The 15,481-nt window shown below is 40.8% G+C and carries 14 protein-coding genes; 1 reads left to right on the top strand and 13 read right to left on the bottom strand.

The genetic code is table 11. The features are described from left to right. Positions 1–8 precede the first annotated feature (8 nt). The 3 genes from DN748_RS09750 to DN748_RS09740 all read right to left on the bottom strand — a co-directional run bounded on the left by DN748_RS09750 (position 9) and on the right by DN748_RS09740 (position 5,442). Positions 9–3,335, bottom strand: coding sequence for a SusC/RagA family TonB-linked outer membrane protein (locus DN748_RS09750; protein WP_161554529.1), 3,327 nt, complete (start codon positions 3,333–3,335; stop codon positions 9–11). Between the two features lie 239 nt (positions 3,336–3,574). Continuing rightward, positions 3,575–4,675, bottom strand: coding sequence for a FecR family protein (locus DN748_RS09745; protein ID WP_112371599.1), 1,101 nt, complete (start codon positions 4,673–4,675; stop codon positions 3,575–3,577). A gap of 206 nt (positions 4,676–4,881) precedes the next feature. Continuing rightward, complete coding sequence (locus DN748_RS09740; RefSeq protein ID WP_161554528.1) at positions 4,882–5,442, bottom strand: RNA polymerase sigma factor; 561 nt, start codon at positions 5,440–5,442, stop codon at positions 4,882–4,884. A 722-nt stretch (positions 5,443–6,164) separates the two neighbouring features. Between DN748_RS09740 and DN748_RS09735 the strand changes: the two genes are divergently transcribed. Beyond that, complete coding sequence (locus DN748_RS09735) at positions 6,165–6,656, top strand: hypothetical protein (protein ID WP_112371597.1); 492 nt, start codon at positions 6,165–6,167, stop codon at positions 6,654–6,656. A gap of 15 nt (positions 6,657–6,671) precedes the next feature. Here the strand turns inward: DN748_RS09735 and DN748_RS09730 are convergent, their stop codons facing one another. The 10 genes from DN748_RS09730 to DN748_RS09685 form a co-directional block, all read right to left on the bottom strand. Next, positions 6,672–7,067: a hypothetical protein gene (locus DN748_RS09730; RefSeq protein WP_112371596.1), complete on the bottom strand. Its 396-nt coding sequence runs from the start codon at positions 7,065–7,067 to the stop codon at positions 6,672–6,674. A 3-nt stretch (positions 7,068–7,070) separates the two neighbouring features. Next, positions 7,071–8,606 carry a hypothetical protein gene (locus DN748_RS09725; protein WP_112371595.1) on the bottom strand — a complete coding sequence of 512 codons (1,536 nt, stop codon included), beginning with the start codon at positions 8,604–8,606 and terminating at the stop codon, positions 7,071–7,073. A 4-nt stretch (positions 8,607–8,610) separates the two neighbouring features. Next, the gene (locus DN748_RS09720) at positions 8,611–8,889 is read right to left on the bottom strand and encodes a hypothetical protein (protein ID WP_112371594.1); all 279 of its coding nucleotides are present in this window, start codon (positions 8,887–8,889) and stop codon (positions 8,611–8,613) included. 20 nt (positions 8,890–8,909) lie between these two features. Beyond that, complete coding sequence (locus DN748_RS09715; protein WP_112371593.1) at positions 8,910–9,812, bottom strand: hypothetical protein; 903 nt, start codon at positions 9,810–9,812, stop codon at positions 8,910–8,912. Between the two features lie 10 nt (positions 9,813–9,822). Next, complete coding sequence (locus DN748_RS09710) at positions 9,823–11,580, bottom strand: type VI secretion system Vgr family protein (RefSeq protein WP_112371592.1); 1,758 nt, start codon at positions 11,578–11,580, stop codon at positions 9,823–9,825. A gap of 25 nt (positions 11,581–11,605) precedes the next feature. Then, positions 11,606–11,905 (bottom strand): hypothetical protein, encoded by a 300-nt coding sequence (locus DN748_RS09705; RefSeq protein ID WP_146746589.1) that lies wholly within the window; start codon positions 11,903–11,905, stop codon positions 11,606–11,608. 109 nt (positions 11,906–12,014) lie between these two features. Continuing rightward, positions 12,015–12,650 carry an exonuclease/endonuclease/phosphatase family protein gene (locus DN748_RS09700; RefSeq protein ID WP_112371590.1) on the bottom strand — a complete coding sequence of 212 codons (636 nt, stop codon included), beginning with the start codon at positions 12,648–12,650 and terminating at the stop codon, positions 12,015–12,017. A gap of 23 nt (positions 12,651–12,673) precedes the next feature. Then, entirely contained in the window at positions 12,674–13,069 is a 396-nt protein-coding gene (gene tssD, locus DN748_RS09695; RefSeq protein ID WP_112371589.1) for a type VI secretion system tube protein TssD, read from the bottom strand. A 344-nt stretch (positions 13,070–13,413) separates the two neighbouring features. Further along, a complete protein-coding gene (tssD, locus tag DN748_RS09690) occupies positions 13,414–13,800 on the bottom strand; it encodes a type VI secretion system tube protein TssD (RefSeq protein ID WP_112371588.1) in 387 nt (128 codons plus the stop codon). A gap of 481 nt (positions 13,801–14,281) precedes the next feature. Beyond that, entirely contained in the window at positions 14,282–15,358 is a 1,077-nt protein-coding gene (locus DN748_RS09685) for a CNNM domain-containing protein (protein WP_112371587.1), read from the bottom strand. Positions 15,359–15,481 lie beyond the last annotated feature (123 nt).

Raw genomic sequence — 15,481 nt, 5'->3', positions numbered from 1 at the left:
TATCGTATTTAGAAAGTGATATGAAACCCAGTGGTAATCATTCGCAACGGAGGCAATCCATACCTGGTTTCCGGGTCAGGACCGCTGTAACCGGTAAACGTCAAAAGATTTTGCCCCTGAACAAAAAGTCTTAAATTTTTAAGATTAAATTTATTTATCAAGCCTTTGGAAAAGGTATAGGATAAGTTCAAGGATTTTAACCGTATAAAAGAAGCATCTTCCAGGTTGCCAGTACTTGACCTGAATTGTGAAAAGCTAGTTCCCATGGTACCCTGCGTAGAATACCGTTGTACATTGGTCATATCACCAGGCTCCTGCCAACGATCAAGAACGTAATCCGGTTGGTTAAAGTTATAGCCAGGAGTTCTACTCTCAATAAATCGTGCATTCTGTCTCGAAAACTGGAAAAGGAAAGAAAGCCCTAAGCCTTTATAACTTAATTCCTGAGTAATGCCCCCATAAAAGTCGCGGTCTAAAGCATTATTAAACACTTTGTCTTCGTCATTAATAATCCCGTTATCGTCTTTATCCAGGAACTGGTGTTCCCCAGTTTCGGGATCTACCCCTTCCCACACATACAACCGTTGTATAGAGAGTGATTCTCCTACTTTAAAAATGGTGCTATAGGGTGAGTCCTCTATCCCTTCAAAAGAAACCAGCTTATTTCGGTTGACAGATAAATTAAAGGACATGGACCAGGTAAAATCAGGATTTTGAATGAGGGTACCCCTTAGTAAAAATTCCCACCCGGAGTTTTGTATTAGTGCTTCAGAAAAATTATCGGTGATAGAAGTAAAACCAGTAGAATAGGGCAAAACCCGGGCGATCAACTGGTTTTTCGACCGATTCTGATACCAATTGGTCTGTATAGAAACCCTATCTTTAAGAAAGGATAATTCTAAAGCCAGTTCTAACTTGTCGGTTTTTTCCCAGCGGAAATCAGGGTTATATAATCCATTGGGGATTAAGGTCATATTTCCCATAAAAGGGATACTCAAGGTGTATAGATCAAGATATTTATAATTTCCAATCTGGTCGTTCCCTGTAGTGCCATAACTTCCTCTTAGCTTACCAAAACTTATAAAGGAGAGTTTTTCTCGAATAAAAGTTTCATCAGAAAAGATATAGGCTGCCCCAATGGCCCCAAAATTACCAAACCGTTTTCCCGGGCCAAAACGTGACGAACCATCTCGTCTACCGGTTAAATTTAAAAGATACTTATTTTTAAAGGTATACCCTACCCTTCCGAAAAGAGCTGCATACTTATAGATCTCTTCTCGGTCTATTGGGATATTTATTATAGTAGCGCCCTGTAAAGACCCCAAAAAAGCATCTTGGTCATATTCCTCTCCCTCAATCAAAGTTCGTTGATTATTTTCCTTTTGATAGGTAGCTCCTATCAATACGTCAAAATGATGATCCGCAATATCATAAGACCATTCCAACTGCGGCTCTATCAACGTAGATCTTCTCATATTGGTGTGGAAGTTTGCGGATGCTTTTTCCCCCCTACCCGTTTCTATATTAAATCGTCGTTCCGGGGCTATGGAGGTTAATGGACTTTTTCTAATTTCATCTACTTTTAACTCAGTATATCCCGCATTTAACTTGATACGGAACTGGCTAAAAATCTCGTAACTCAGTCCTAGATTACCAACCAGGTTCCTACTATCCGTTTCTGTAGTCACCTTTGTACCCGCCAATGGATTGACCCAACTCGATACACCTGTTAACGGATCAATAGCCCAATTCAGTTCACCATTCTCATCAAAGAGATCCGGCGCATTCGGAGGTAATTCCAAAGCATTTGACACCGAGGAACCACCTGAAATATCATGCATACCAATACCATAGGTTGCCGAGACATTAGCCGTAAAACGATTATCTTTAGATCGGTGGTTTATATTAATATTGCCGGAAGCTCTGTTGTAATTAGATTTTCCGGGGGTTATCAAACTTTCCTTGTGATATGCCCCTCCAAAGCGGTAATAAGTATAACCGTTTCCTCCGGAGATATTACCTTGAATATCCGTAATGTCCGCGGTTCCTCCTAAAAGTACCTTCTGCCAATCGGTATACCTGTCCTGGTCCCAGAAATAGAGGTCGGGATCTCTTCGCCTAAGATCCTCAATAGGGATATTCAAATCAATTTCATCATTGGCCAGGGCTTCACGCCGCATTGCTAAATACTGTTCGGTATTCAATAAATTGGCCCGGGTTGTATATTTTCCAAGCCCCTTGTACATACTCAGTTGAAAATCCGTCCCTTCACGCCCGCCCAATTGGCCTCTCTTTGTTGTAATAAGGATCACCCCATTTGCCCCCCTGGAGCCATATATGGAGGTAGCATCGGCATCTTTTAATACTTCAATACTTTCTATGTTCTCCGGATTAATAGTCGCCAGAGGATCTATGCCTCCTATAAAAGCCGTACCTCCAACGCTGGATATTGATTCGGAACTTACAGGTACACCGTCAATAATATACATAGGTCGTCCTCCCTCAGAGAGCCCGGCCATGAGTTTTCCAGGTACTCTTAAGCTATTTTCACCCCTAACCCTGATTTTTGCAGCTATTCCCGGTGTTCCGCTGGATGGTGAAATCTCTAACCCGGTTACCCTGCCCTGTAATGCCATTAATGGATTGGTTACCGGTTGGTCCTGTATTTCTTTTGAGGTAACCCGCGAAATACTGCCGGTTCTGTTTCTTTCAGATATTTTATAATATCCGGCATTTACAACAACTTCATCTAAAGAAGTAATTTCTTCTTCCATTTGTACATCCAGTATATCCTGACCACTAAAAGTAATTTCAATTTTTCTGAATCCTACATAAGAAAAAACCAATACGTCCTGGGGATTTACCTTTAACTGATAATAACCATCAATATCCGATAAGGTTCCTCTCTGAGAATTCTTAATCATTACGGTTACTCCAACTAAGACTTCTCCTTTGGAACCAGTAATTGTACCGTTTACCTGAAATTGTTGTGGCTTTAAGTCGCCCGAAGTTTTAATATCGGGATTTGAAGGATCTTTAAACAATAGTATCTGATTATTCTCTTTAATCTCATACCTTATTTGTCCTGGGGACAAACTCTTATCTAACAGTAATTTGGCGTTAGTTTTTCCTTTTTTTAATGTTACTTGGGGTAATCCTTTAATAATATCATCTTCAAATAGAAAAAAATAGTCACTCTGGACCATTATCAGGTCAAAAACCTGATGCACCGTCATTGTTGTATCGTTCTCGATAATAATAGTACTCTGGGAAAGTCCGCTTTTTGGAGTCATCCCCATGGATACTATGCAGAATAAGCCTATTAGCCCCCTCATAAGATATCGTATTAGCCATTTTCCACAAGGGAACAGGCCTTTTATACTTAGAAAATTCATAAATTTGAAGTCAGATTAGTTATGTTTTTAGCTATTCGATCTTGTAAAAGGAAGAGTTGATATTGTGAGAGATGGAAACTTTTCCTTTTCTTCTTTAATCCATGATGGGGCTCATGTGAAGTTTTATACTGTTACAGGTGCTTCATATATTGTACGTTTTTTATGGTTAGTTTTCTATTCTATTCTATAATCACGGTCTTTCCTTGTTTTCTAAATTGAATAGAGCTTGAAATCATGCTAAGCACTTCATCTATACTTTGATTTCGGTCTACAACACCACTAAACCGGGTTTTTGGGCTCTTTTCGGTTTTATATATCACATCGATATCATACCACCGTGCCAGGTCTTTCATCACATCCCGGAGCGGTGTACTCCTGAAGGCAAACAGCCCCTTTTTCCAAGCGGTATATGAAAAAGGACTTACCTGGTGTATGGCTATTGGTTTACCCGGGGTTACAATGGCCTGATCTCCGGGGGCGAGCTTCTCACGAATACTTTCGTTGGTGATGGCTATGGCGCCCTCCACTAAGGTGGTTGTAATGTGTTCGGTATCCTGAAATGCCGAAATATTAAACTGTGTTCCCAAAACCTCGATTTCCTGATCTTTAGTTATCACATGAAAAGTACTGCCTCCATACTTAGCAGCCGGTGATACTTCGAAATAGGCTTCTCCATAGACTAACTCTACTTGACGAGGAAGACCTTTTGCAAACTTTTCAGGATATTTTATTTTAGTCTCATTATTAAGCCAGACTTTGGTACCGTCTGCCAATTGAAGAAAATACTCGCCACCTCGTGGCACACTGAGTTCATTATAAGGTATTGCACCATCGGTAGGAGCCTCCGAAGTATACACAATTTGAGATCCGTTACTGTGCGCATGATTTGAATTATACTCATTTCCTTCAGCAAGTGGAACTTGAGACCCGTCTTCCAACGTAAGGATAGCTTTACTGCTTCCGGCAAAAATAATATCCTCTTCAAGATCACTCTTCCTTTGGTCCGCATACCATACCCCTGCGATACCAAGCAGCACTACAACACCGGCCGCAACGCCATAGCTCCAGTACCTATGTCTAAGTTTCTTTTCAGGTGGTGAAATAAGCTGATGCACCTGATTCCACGCCAAATCCTCATCTGCACGGTTATATATTTCTTTTCGCCTCTCAAAGTATACCTCATGTTCAGGATCTTCCTGGAGCCATTGTTTAAACTTCTGTTCTTCGTCGGAAGCCAGAAGTCCTCGTATTTTTTTTATTAAAAGTTGAAAATTGATCATTCTAACTATGCATTAATCTTTTTATACCATCACGCTATTATGTACAGGAGCTTACCACAGATCAACAGTAATACTAACAAAGGATTTTTATACATGATTACAAACATTGCCCTGAGAATGAAAACATAAGCTTAACAGATACCGCTTTTATTAATGTTTTCTTAATAGTAAGACGTACATACTTTAACATCGGGTGTCATAAAAAATCAATTATTTCTGAAATTATTTGGGGGTGTAGACCGAATTATCTTCTCCTTTCCCCTTTTGAGATATCCTTTAACCGTATTTAAGGAAATTCCGAGTTCATCGGCAATTTGCTGATATCCATAGTTTTGAATAAACTTTAACTGAAATACCATTTGCATCTGTGGAGGGAAATCTTTGATAATTTCCATGATGTGCAAATACAGTTTATATTGTTCCTTTTGAAGTGATACGTCTGCACCGGTATCCTCATGAACATGATAAATACCATAAAATTCTGTCCAGCTGGCCATGTTTGTCTTTTTTTGCTTGCGCCAGTAGTCCAAACAGCGATAGCGTACCATTGCATACAGGTATGCTCTCATGGAGGATTTTATATTAATCTTTTCCGCATCATTCCAGATCGTTATAAAGACGTTTTGTACAATATCTTCACTCTCAGGAAAATTGCTGATAATCGTTTCTGCATACACTACCAGTTCTCGATAATGATCAGAAAAAAGTTTCTTAAAGACTATCTGGTTGCGCTTCCGGATCTCGGTAAGAATAAAATTCTCCTCCATAAACATTCTTAAGTAATAATTACAATGACTATCGACATCAGCACTAATCATGAAACATAGCCCATCGCTTCCATGGATTAGCTAATGGAATCAAACGGTTTAGGTTTCTTCAATAAATGATGCATTATCTGTCTGTCTCAAACAATGCCATTTGTAATCATGTATAAAAAATGTTCACAGCGCAGCGAGTTACCCCGCTCTAACCAGCCGTAAATATAGTGTGCAAACCTACACACCTTATAATGCTTACTCGTTAGATCATTCTATGTTAAAAAGCTATAAATGATTTGTGGGGGCAGATTACGGTGGGGTTACCGTAAGAACGTCTAAATTCTTAACTAAGAATTTACTTTAGGGAAGTTGGATTGAATTTTCAAATATAAAAATATCTAACAATATACCATTAAAAACCAAGTTATTTCCTTCTTTTTCACATAAAAATTTAATATAATTTACAATTAACTATTGAATACATACTATGTCATAATTACAAATGTAGCGCTAAAGCTTTGGTTCTTTGGAAACTAAAGTATTTACGTAAAAAGTATAATAAGGGTTTTTCAGGAAGTTGGATTTTTTTAAACCAATGTAAATAATACCGGTTTTAGGGATGTGAAATTTTAATTAAAATACCATATATCAAATATACAAACAACTTTTAAATGACAAAATATGTATTATAGGTTATTTATTGTTCTTAATCTTATTATTCACTTTGGCTTATGGCCAGATATAAAGACACCAGAGCACTAAAAGAAATAGGTAAGCGTCTCAAAGCAAAAAGACTTAAGGAGAATCTTAATATCGAAGATGTGATCGAAATGACTGGATTCACCTATAAGAAAATATCAGATATGGAAAATGGCCATGAAACCTCACTATCCTATTTCATTCAGGTATGTTTGGCCATCAGGATACATCCCTGTGACCTATTAAAATTTGATATAGGAGACCAACCCCGATTTAAACTTTCCCCTACCCGGAGGGAAAAATCCCGGCTTACCCCACGAATCATGGAATATATGGATAAAGGTTACTTTAACCAGCCGAGAACAGCGCGGGACGTAGTAGAAAAATTAGCAGATGACTTTGGCCTGAAAACTGACTCCTCCACAGTATCATCGATTTTAAGAAGAATTGCACTTGAAGAACAACAACTACTACGTATCACGAAATCTGGTAGAAATAATCAATATCAAACGAAATCACTATAGTTTTACGTCAAAAATTTAGAAAATAAGACAATTTCTAACTTCTCCCAAAAACACTCTTTTATTAAGAAACTTTATCCTACTATTCTCTATTTTGTACAACAATCCATAAGAGTAACCTGAATCTTCATCTTCATCATACAATTGAGAAATTATGGCTTTAAAACTACCATCGTTAAGTTTTACTATATCATGAAAAACTAATACAACTGTTTTACTATTCATATTTTCAATCTCATCTTCCGCAATATCAATTGCTTCCTCCAAATTGTTTGAAACGATTCTTTTTATTTTCTTTTCATCATAAAAAATATAGGGAGAAAATTCCGAACCACTCTGGATACTCTCGATGGCCAATTCCTCTGCCTGTTCAATAACCAATTGCAGTCTTTTGTCTAGATTTGTATATTCCATATACTATTTATTTAAACGTTTGATTTTAATTGGCGGCGGGTCATTTAATGCGTCTTCCAAAGGCTTGGAAGGGCCTTTATCCTTAAATACCCATTCAACATCCCATCCTTCTTCAGCCAATTTTTTATCGAAATTCATTTCCGCCTTAATTTCTTTATTTAAAGGTACGTTTTGTCTTGAATAATCCTTTACTTCTACTGCTTTTTTTGCCTCAGTATCTGCAATATCAAGTTTTCTTACAACGTTACCATTTTCATCTTTCATCGGTACTTCTCTTTCTCCCCATCCTATTTCCTTCTGATATTCATCAGCTGCCCTATTACCACGCTTGGCATTTTTCATATTAGCTTCATATCGATTACTCCACTCTTCATAAGACATCTCACTATCGGGCTTTTTCTTTTTATATGCTTCCCATCTGGCGGCTTTGTGCTCTGGTGTTCCTGGTTTGGGTTTAGGATTTTTATCTTTTGCCTCAAAAGCATCATGCTCCCCATCTTTCTTCGTATTTTCAACATCTAAATCCTTTGTTTTTATTGTGGTGTCTTCATCAGCCTTATGGGCATCTGCATCATCCGCCTTATTTCCGGCACCGCCGTCTTCCTTAGGTTTGTTTTTCTGATCCAAAAGATCACGTTTCCCCTGTCCTACCGGGGCCACCATCATGGCCATTCCAACATAGTCCTGCCAGGTTCCGTGCCCCGATAAGATATTACCTGCAGATTCGTAGACTCCTATCTCCATTCCAAAAATTCCCTTCCCCACATCTCCAATACTTGTCGATCCGGTTTCTCCGTAAGTAGCCGCAGCATTCTGAGCGCCCAGGACTCCACGAATTGCCAAACCTACCTTACTTACACTTTCTATCGCATTAACCGCAAAGTTACGGGGCATACTTTTCACGAAATTAAGGCTGACCTGCCCCAAACCTCTGATACCGCCTCCTGCAAGGGCGCTGGCACCACCGCTTAAAGCGGCTCCTCCCATTCCAACAGCCGCTCCAGCCATCATCCCCTCCATAAGTCCGCCAATGTAATTGGCACTTCCCAGAGCTATAGCCTGTCCCCAGTTTTTAATCTGTGGAGCAAACGAAACTGTTCCTCCGGCAGCACAAACCATGGTATGATCTCCGGTAATGGTAGCAGAACCCTGGGAAATAAAATTTGATTTACTCCCGGACCATTCCCTTTTAGAAGCTATCTTCTGACCACACATCAATCCGCCCGCAACAGCCCCAATAGCGGCTCCAACAAGGCCAGCTACAGCTCCTAAAGCAATTAAAGCGGCTCCTCCGGTGGCTACGGTGAGTACACCTATTACTGCCAAAGCTACAACAGCTGCCGCGGCTGCCAAAGCCATTAATAACATTAATTTTTTACATCCGAAATCTATCCAACTGCTCGTAGAGGTATCCTCCACGGTAATGTAAATCTCTCCACTCGCCTTTTTGGTTCCTTTTCGGGTACCCTGCATTTGAGCGGGGACATTCCCCATGGAACACATCCAGAAATCCTTTTCGGTAATGATCTTGTTCCCCATAGCTCTATACCTTTTGCAAGATTTGCTTACGTTTTATGTAACCAATCTTTGTCCCCAAAGGGCTGCGGATCGCTTGTAAACCGAAACTCCATATTTTTATCTTTTGCCCCGCCGTAAACGGAAGCCCTTCCTGGATACGGACAATCAAATTCGTTATGCGGGTACCGTTTTCCGGCGAATGTTTCTCCAAACCAAAAGCGATGCTTTTCTTTCCAAGACGAATGACCCTGACATCTACATCTTTGGGAGCATACTTATATTTTTTAAGTTCCTTATACATCATGGCTTTGGTAACATGTTTTCTTAAACTGTCTGGAATACGGGTTTATTTCGCAGGTTATTTTTTTCGGCTAAGGAGGTATCACTAATGAATCGATAGTGCATTTTGGTGTATAATAAATCGTGATTGGCAATTTCTTCTTTGGACAGAATCGCATCCATTAATTTCCCGGTACGAGGCTGGATCAAATACGTGCTTTCTTCCTTCAAAATGGGGTCCAGGGTAGCTATATCCAACTGATTGGCAAACTGGTTATACGCCCGGTTATTAAAACCCGGGGTTAATGACGAAGGTTCCGCTTTGGAGTATACTTTAATCGTATTACCATCATATTTCATATTCTTCTCTCCAAATATGGAATAGGCCCAGTGTATATTCGCAGTATTGAAAAAATTCGTTTTGGCCACTTTTTTTTGTGTGCTGGGAAGATATTCACCGTAGACTTCGCCAAAATAAATACTGAAAAATTCACTGGCCTGAATACCGGCCTTAAGCTTATCGGTATCCTGAAAGATACTGTCATTTAAACTTATAGCATTCTGAATATCCGGGGAACTTCCCATTGCTTCCTTCATTTCTGCCTTTGTATGCTTCCATTTGCCCAGGATCAAGTCCATGTTTAAAACCTCCAGAATCTTTCCTTTACGGTCTATGATTAAATGTAATTCACTGTACATTTTGCCGAACACCCGGCTCACGGCAGCCATTTCTTTTATCAATGGATTATTGGCTTCCAGCAGAACGTTATCCAACTGGATCAATTCGATTTCCATTTGGTCCTGTACTTCATCTATACGGATAACCCTGAAATCCCAGCGTATCTGTATCTTAGACACCATGTGAACACTCACTCCAAGCATATCAGAATCAATGGTTAATGTATATTTTTCCTGAAAGGGTTCTTTTATTACTATACGGTAATCCATCCCGAATACATTAATTTATAAATACCTCTCCTCCATCCATCTTGGTTTGCCCTGCGATGTGGTTATTCTTTGCAGTTATTAAAGTATTGGCCGTTCCTGTTACCTTAATATCTTTGCCATTAATCTCAATAACTCCATCTTTTTTAAGAATGAGAGAGCTCTCTCCTACCGTAATGGCAAACTGTTCGTTACCAGAAAAATTAATAACGCCATTCTTATCCATATTCAAAGTACTCGCACCTTCACCAATATTTATATTCTTGGAAGTACTCCCATTAATATTAATATTACCGGCTCCATCCATAACCAACAGGGCAGCTCCTTTATCCGTAATGGTTATACTACCATCCTTGTCATTCATAATAATTTTATTCCCGCTTTTACTTTGTATGGCTTTGAGATTATTGTCGGAGTCGGCATAGCCACTCTTGGCCTGGTTGTGCTGTACACTACCGGTTACATAGGGCATCTCGGCATTACCACTTTGGAAATCGACCATCACGCTTTCCCCGATCTCCGGGATAAAGTGAAAACCCTTGCCCGAACCTCCGTTTGGTGTGGAAAGGGGGATCCAGTCTGTGGTGAGTGCGTTTTCCTGCTGCCAGGCCATTTGTACTTTTACCCTGCCCAATCCCTTCGGATCATTATTTTCCTTGACTATGGCAGCCTGGCTTTCGCAGCGGGGGTATTCGCCAGGAATGCTATAGGGGGATACCTGCACCGAGGCCGGAACGGCGCGGAAGGTGTTGTTGTAATCGCCGGTATCCATACAACGGTGTACCACATCAATCACTTTATACAATCCCTGCGAGCTGCCGTCTTCATCCAGAATACGCACTGTTACTCCCGGGCGCAAGGCCGGGTTTTCACTGCTGGCATTCAAAAAGACCATATTGGCCACATGACGCTTAAAGCTCATCTCGGCAAAAGCATCCATATCGGCCTTGCCGGTACCTTCGTTAACGAGCTGGTTGTGCTGCACGGTGGTCTCTTTGGAAAATACCCTTCCTGAGGATTTGACCAGTTCGGCAGCTATTCCATTAGCCGTACTTTCATAATCCCGGGTTGTACTTTTCAAGCGCTCTCCCTCGGAAAGATCATTACCATTGTACTTGAACCGTGTGGGGCGTAGGCTCATTTCGAAGTCGAACCGGCTCAGGTTAAACCCGTAATGCAGGGCTATCTCCTCTCCGATATTTTCCTGCCCTATAATCACTTCTGTCCCGTTGTAGTAAAACCACTCCCCCTGCCGGGAGCAAAGGCGTTTCAGAAAGTGGAAATCACTTTCGTTATACTGTACCACATAAGGATAAGGGGTATCTTTTAAGGGTTGGGTCCTGATTTTCAATAATTGGGTATCGTATTCGCGGGTGCTTTCATGCACCACATCGCTTAAACTTTTTTGCAGAAAGGACATGGATTCCGGACCGTTGTCCATCAGTATGGTGGGGCTATAGGCCCTGAATTGTAACAGCCGGCCAGTGCTGTCGTTGATATTACGGGTCTTTATCCGGGTTACTATTCCTTTAAAATATCCTGTATCGGAAGAGAACATGCCTCCGGTACTCTGCATGGAGACCAGGATGGTTTCCCCGATAAGCTGGTGGTAATTGCCCTTTAATCCCGGATTGCGCAGGTATACTTCCTCTTCCCGGCATTCAATGGTCAGCTCGTGGTGACGGTCTATGCCCTGGCTTAATTCAAAATCGACAAAAGTGGTGATATCCAGCCCTCCGATCTTTACCCTAACATCTGTTTGTAGTGTCATAACACGTATTTTTACCTTTCTTTACTTAGAATTCAGAACCTTTTTTCCATTCCATGGCATGCACCAAAACCCATTGACGGTCTTTCTCCCGGTACCAGGCTGTAATATTGGTCTTATTGTCTTTTTCCCAAACCGTTTCTTTCAGCGTAATGGATGCCTTTTGTCGCTCCTCTTTGGAGAAATGATTAAGGAGCTCTATTCTGGATTCCGGAAGGGCATCATCCAGTATAAAGGTTTCAACATGCAACGGCGCTCCGTATTCGTCCATTGCCACCTTAAGGCTCTTCCTTTTTAATGCTTCTATAGTTACCGGCAAATACTTCATGGGTTTCTCCTGGTTTTGAATAGTTTCACTTTGGGCAGCTTTCTGTACCACAGGTTCCTTACATGCTAATAAAACACAACACCCTATAATAAGACCTATATTTTTCATTTCAGTGTACATTGTAAATACTAAAAGAGGTTTCCGGAACCATTTTGTCCAGTTCCTGTATCAAATAGTCAGCATGCCTTTTTCTTAACTCACTACCTACGTTCATTATACTCGATCTGTCCTCATAATATGGGCTACTACTTCCGTATTCATCTCCGTGAGTAGTAGCATAAATTGAATTGCCTGCTGCATGTCCGAATTCATGGGCTACAGGATATTGATGATAACTATTCCCGTTTTTTGTCCGCGCTACCACTACCAGGTCTTCCGTATCCAATTGAATTTGCCGGGCTCCCCATCGCACACTACTGGTATGAAAATCGCCAGGAGGAATTTTACGCACGAAAACTTCCCAATGCGGATTGGACAGTACCCATTTGATATCAAAATTAACGGTAAAGTCTTTGTGAGTGTAGCTTTGGGCAAAATCAGATTTTCCTTCTACCCTGACCTTAAAATGGCCGCTCCAATTTTGCCAGATCAATTGGTCGGCCTTATTGTGGAAAGTTCTTTTTTCATCATAACTCCAGGAAGTATCTGTATTCCACTGATACATCCAGCGTTGCTGTACCAATATGGTTTGCCGGTAAGGCTCTATGATGATATCCATACGGTCTGTCTTCCTGGTGTAATCCATATTAACAGGGTTTCTGTGAGTGACTATAGCGTTGCAGGCCATTTCTTTTTATAGGGGGTGTTCCCGATCTGTATCTCCTGGGCAGAGATTACAATTTCCGTGGTCATGGGCTCGTCTCCATTGGCACGAAACCTCTCTTTATAACGAATACAATAGCCCTTGGTAAAACCTATAGATTTCATCCTGCTCAATCCGTCCCGTTTATAAAAGGTCAGTTTGCCATCCTTGACCTGGGTACTGCTGATAGCCCAATCGGAAAAGTGGTCTTTCATGTCGGTCTCTACCACCACACGGATTTCCCCACCTTTGGCATTAGTAGCCGGTTTGCTGTTGTGGTCAGTCCCTTTTTCTACTAGAATATCATATTCCAGAATAGTATAGGACATATTGTCAATTTCTAACTTCGCCAGGAAACTCATAGGCTTATAACTATTAAAATATCATACTTTCTCTTGATTATTCCACACCATACTGAATAACTGACTATTAAACAAAATTGTTAATCCATACATGGACCTGACATCAATTAGAATCAGTGAAACATTTAAATACACAACTAATGCTCCCAATCGCTGAACGCAACGTAAGAGCACTATATAAATATGTAGTATCTATCATTTCCCCGTTAAATCTCGGTCAGGGATACTCAGGATAGGTTTAGGCTTATAGGGGAGAACAGTACAGGAAATACAGATATCCCCTGCACTGTTATAAATTTATATCCCGAAGGATTATAGCAATCTCATTTTAATGTTGGGTTATATTATACCCATTCATTTAAATGTTCACCTCCGCCGGTGTTGAGTACACGGCAAGATATGGTAAAGGTCTCCGTAAGGGGATTATTGCCGGAGGCATCAAAATTCTCCTTGTACTTCACCAAATACCCTTCGGTGAAATTGACTTCTTTAAGTTTCGCATCGGTATCGCGCTTCAGATAGGTGATGGTTCCGTTTTTGCGCTCGAAATTGTTGGTCATCCACTCAAAAAAGAAAGAGTCTCCGGTGGATTCTACAGTAAGGTAAATTCTACCTCCACGTGTTACCGAAGAAGGACGCCCAGTGGCATCGACTTCCTGGGCCAGGTCGTAATTTGCGTTCAGAATATTCACTTTCTTCCCGCCAACGATTAATGTTGCTTTAAATGACATAATACTTAAAATTTAAGGTTAACAAATAAAATACCTACTAAAAATTGATTTATATATAGCATGCAAGATATTAAATCTCACCATTATATGCAAAATTTTGAATATTAAGAAAATGTTTTTCTTCTCAAATGGAGAAATAAAATCGAATACATTCATCATTCTTTACTTACATTTAATAGTGAGAATATTAGAGGAAGTGAAAATAAATATAGCAGATATTTACCGTAATCCGGGATTATAAGTACATCTATACGAATTCGTCAATACCTTTAAGTATCTGACGGAAAAAATCCAGTACCTACAACAGTTAATGGAATACTATTCCAAACCGGATGCCAAAAAGGAGCAACTGCAAAAAGTGCTTCTCGGAAGTGATTGTCGGAACCATTCCTCTTTTAAGACATGAACATGCGAGGCGAGATACGGTTGTCATTTCCTGATATCCGGGTTGAACCCAGCGGAATTGTCACGATGGCGGTTTTCACAGTTCGTCGGTATTGTCATTAATGATGCCCAGCCTTTTGGCACGCAACTGCCAGTTGCGCCGTGCCAGCACCTGCAGGTCTTCCACACTGTCGCTTTCGTCTACGATCTCCAGTCCCAGCAGGGTTTCGATAACATCTTCCATGGTCACTACCCCGCTTACCGCCCCGTATTCGTCCACCACCAGAGCGATGTGTTCTTTTTGTACAATAAAACTCTCGAAAAGGTCGGGCATGGGCATACCTCTCTGAATGACCCTAATGTTACGTCGAATGTCAGAAAGCCTATGATCTCCATTGCCGTCTATGATCTCCTCCATCACCTCATCCTTGAGTATAAACCCCGTAACATTGTCAGGATTACCCTTATAAACCGGAATCCGGGAAAAACGCAGTTTAGGGTTGCTCTTAAAGAATTCCTCTATAGTCAGGTCTTCCGAGGCCGTTTTTATGACCACCCGCGGGGTCATGATATCCTTGGCGTGTATTTCTCCGAACTGGAGCAGGTTTTTGATCAACTTGCTCTCACCTTGGTCAAATACCCCTTCCTGCTCGGCAATATCAGCCATGGCGGTAAAGTCTTCACGGCTGAACACTGATCCGTGAGACTGTGATCCGCCGATGAGCCTGGTGGTCAGGCGAAGCAGCCATAACATGCCAGTGTAGTGCAGTGGAAATATCATGACTCTAAGCATTCCGGTAGTAATACCCGTCAGCTGTTTCCAATAGGTGGCCCCTATGGTCTTCGGGATGATCTCTGAAAGAATAAGTATCAGGGCAGTCATTACTGCCGAAACGATACCCACTGCATTATTGCCGCTTCCGTATATCTTTTCGGCCTGGACCCCAACCAGGATAGCCCCTACCGTATGAGCTATGGTGTTAAGCGTCAGGATGGTGATAAGAGGTTTGTCAATATCGCTTTTCAGTTCTTCCAGCCGGTATGCAAAACTCTTTTTTTCTTGTTTCTTAAGGTTTATATAGGTAGGAGAAACACTAAGTAAAACCGCTTCGAGTACAGAGCATACAAATGACAACAGGAGGGCACCCAATCCATAAATGATCAATAATCCCATGAGAGGTTATTAGTATTATAGAGTAAATTTAGCAAATAATAGGGTAAGGTCACCATTTAATTGAGGGGAGACTGTCTTTAAATATTATTGTCAAACCCAAATATTTCACAATATACTCTTTGT

Origin of the sequence: Sinomicrobium soli, from assembly GCF_003285545.1 — a bacterium.
Lineage (GTDB): Bacteria > Bacteroidota > Bacteroidia > Flavobacteriales > Flavobacteriaceae > Sinomicrobium.
This window is presented reverse-complemented; position numbering and strand designations above follow the sequence as displayed.

What these genes read in the sequence shown, in the direction of transcription:
- DN748_RS09750 (WP_161554529.1), bottom strand. Translation starts at nt 3,335, where the DNA reads ATGAGGGGGCTAATAGGCTTATTCTGCATAGTATCCATGGGGATGACT.
- DN748_RS09745 (WP_112371599.1), bottom strand. Translation starts at nt 4,675, where the DNA reads ATGATCAATTTTCAACTTTTAATAAAAAAAATACGAGGACTTCTGGCT.
- DN748_RS09740 (WP_161554528.1), bottom strand. Translation starts at nt 5,442, where the DNA reads ATGGAGGAGAATTTTATTCTTACCGAGATCCGGAAGCGCAACCAGATA.
- DN748_RS09735 (WP_112371597.1), top strand. Translation starts at nt 6,165, where the DNA reads ATGGCCAGATATAAAGACACCAGAGCACTAAAAGAAATAGGTAAGCGT.
- DN748_RS09730 (WP_112371596.1), bottom strand. Translation starts at nt 7,067, where the DNA reads ATGGAATATACAAATCTAGACAAAAGACTGCAATTGGTTATTGAACAG.
- DN748_RS09725 (WP_112371595.1), bottom strand. Translation starts at nt 8,606, where the DNA reads ATGGGGAACAAGATCATTACCGAAAAGGATTTCTGGATGTGTTCCATG.
- DN748_RS09720 (WP_112371594.1), bottom strand. Translation starts at nt 8,889, where the DNA reads ATGATGTATAAGGAACTTAAAAAATATAAGTATGCTCCCAAAGATGTA.
- DN748_RS09715 (WP_112371593.1), bottom strand. Translation starts at nt 9,812, where the DNA reads ATGGATTACCGTATAGTAATAAAAGAACCCTTTCAGGAAAAATATACA.
- DN748_RS09710 (WP_112371592.1), bottom strand. Translation starts at nt 11,580, where the DNA reads ATGACACTACAAACAGATGTTAGGGTAAAGATCGGAGGGCTGGATATC.
- DN748_RS09705 (WP_146746589.1), bottom strand. Translation starts at nt 11,905, where the DNA reads ATGAAGTATTTGCCGGTAACTATAGAAGCATTAAAAAGGAAGAGCCTT.
- DN748_RS09700 (WP_112371590.1), bottom strand. Translation starts at nt 12,650, where the DNA reads ATGGATTACACCAGGAAGACAGACCGTATGGATATCATCATAGAGCCT.
- tssD (WP_112371589.1), bottom strand. Translation starts at nt 13,069, where the DNA reads ATGAGTTTCCTGGCGAAGTTAGAAATTGACAATATGTCCTATACTATT.
- tssD (WP_112371588.1), bottom strand. Translation starts at nt 13,800, where the DNA reads ATGTCATTTAAAGCAACATTAATCGTTGGCGGGAAGAAAGTGAATATT.
- DN748_RS09685 (WP_112371587.1), bottom strand. Translation starts at nt 15,358, where the DNA reads ATGGGATTATTGATCATTTATGGATTGGGTGCCCTCCTGTTGTCATTT.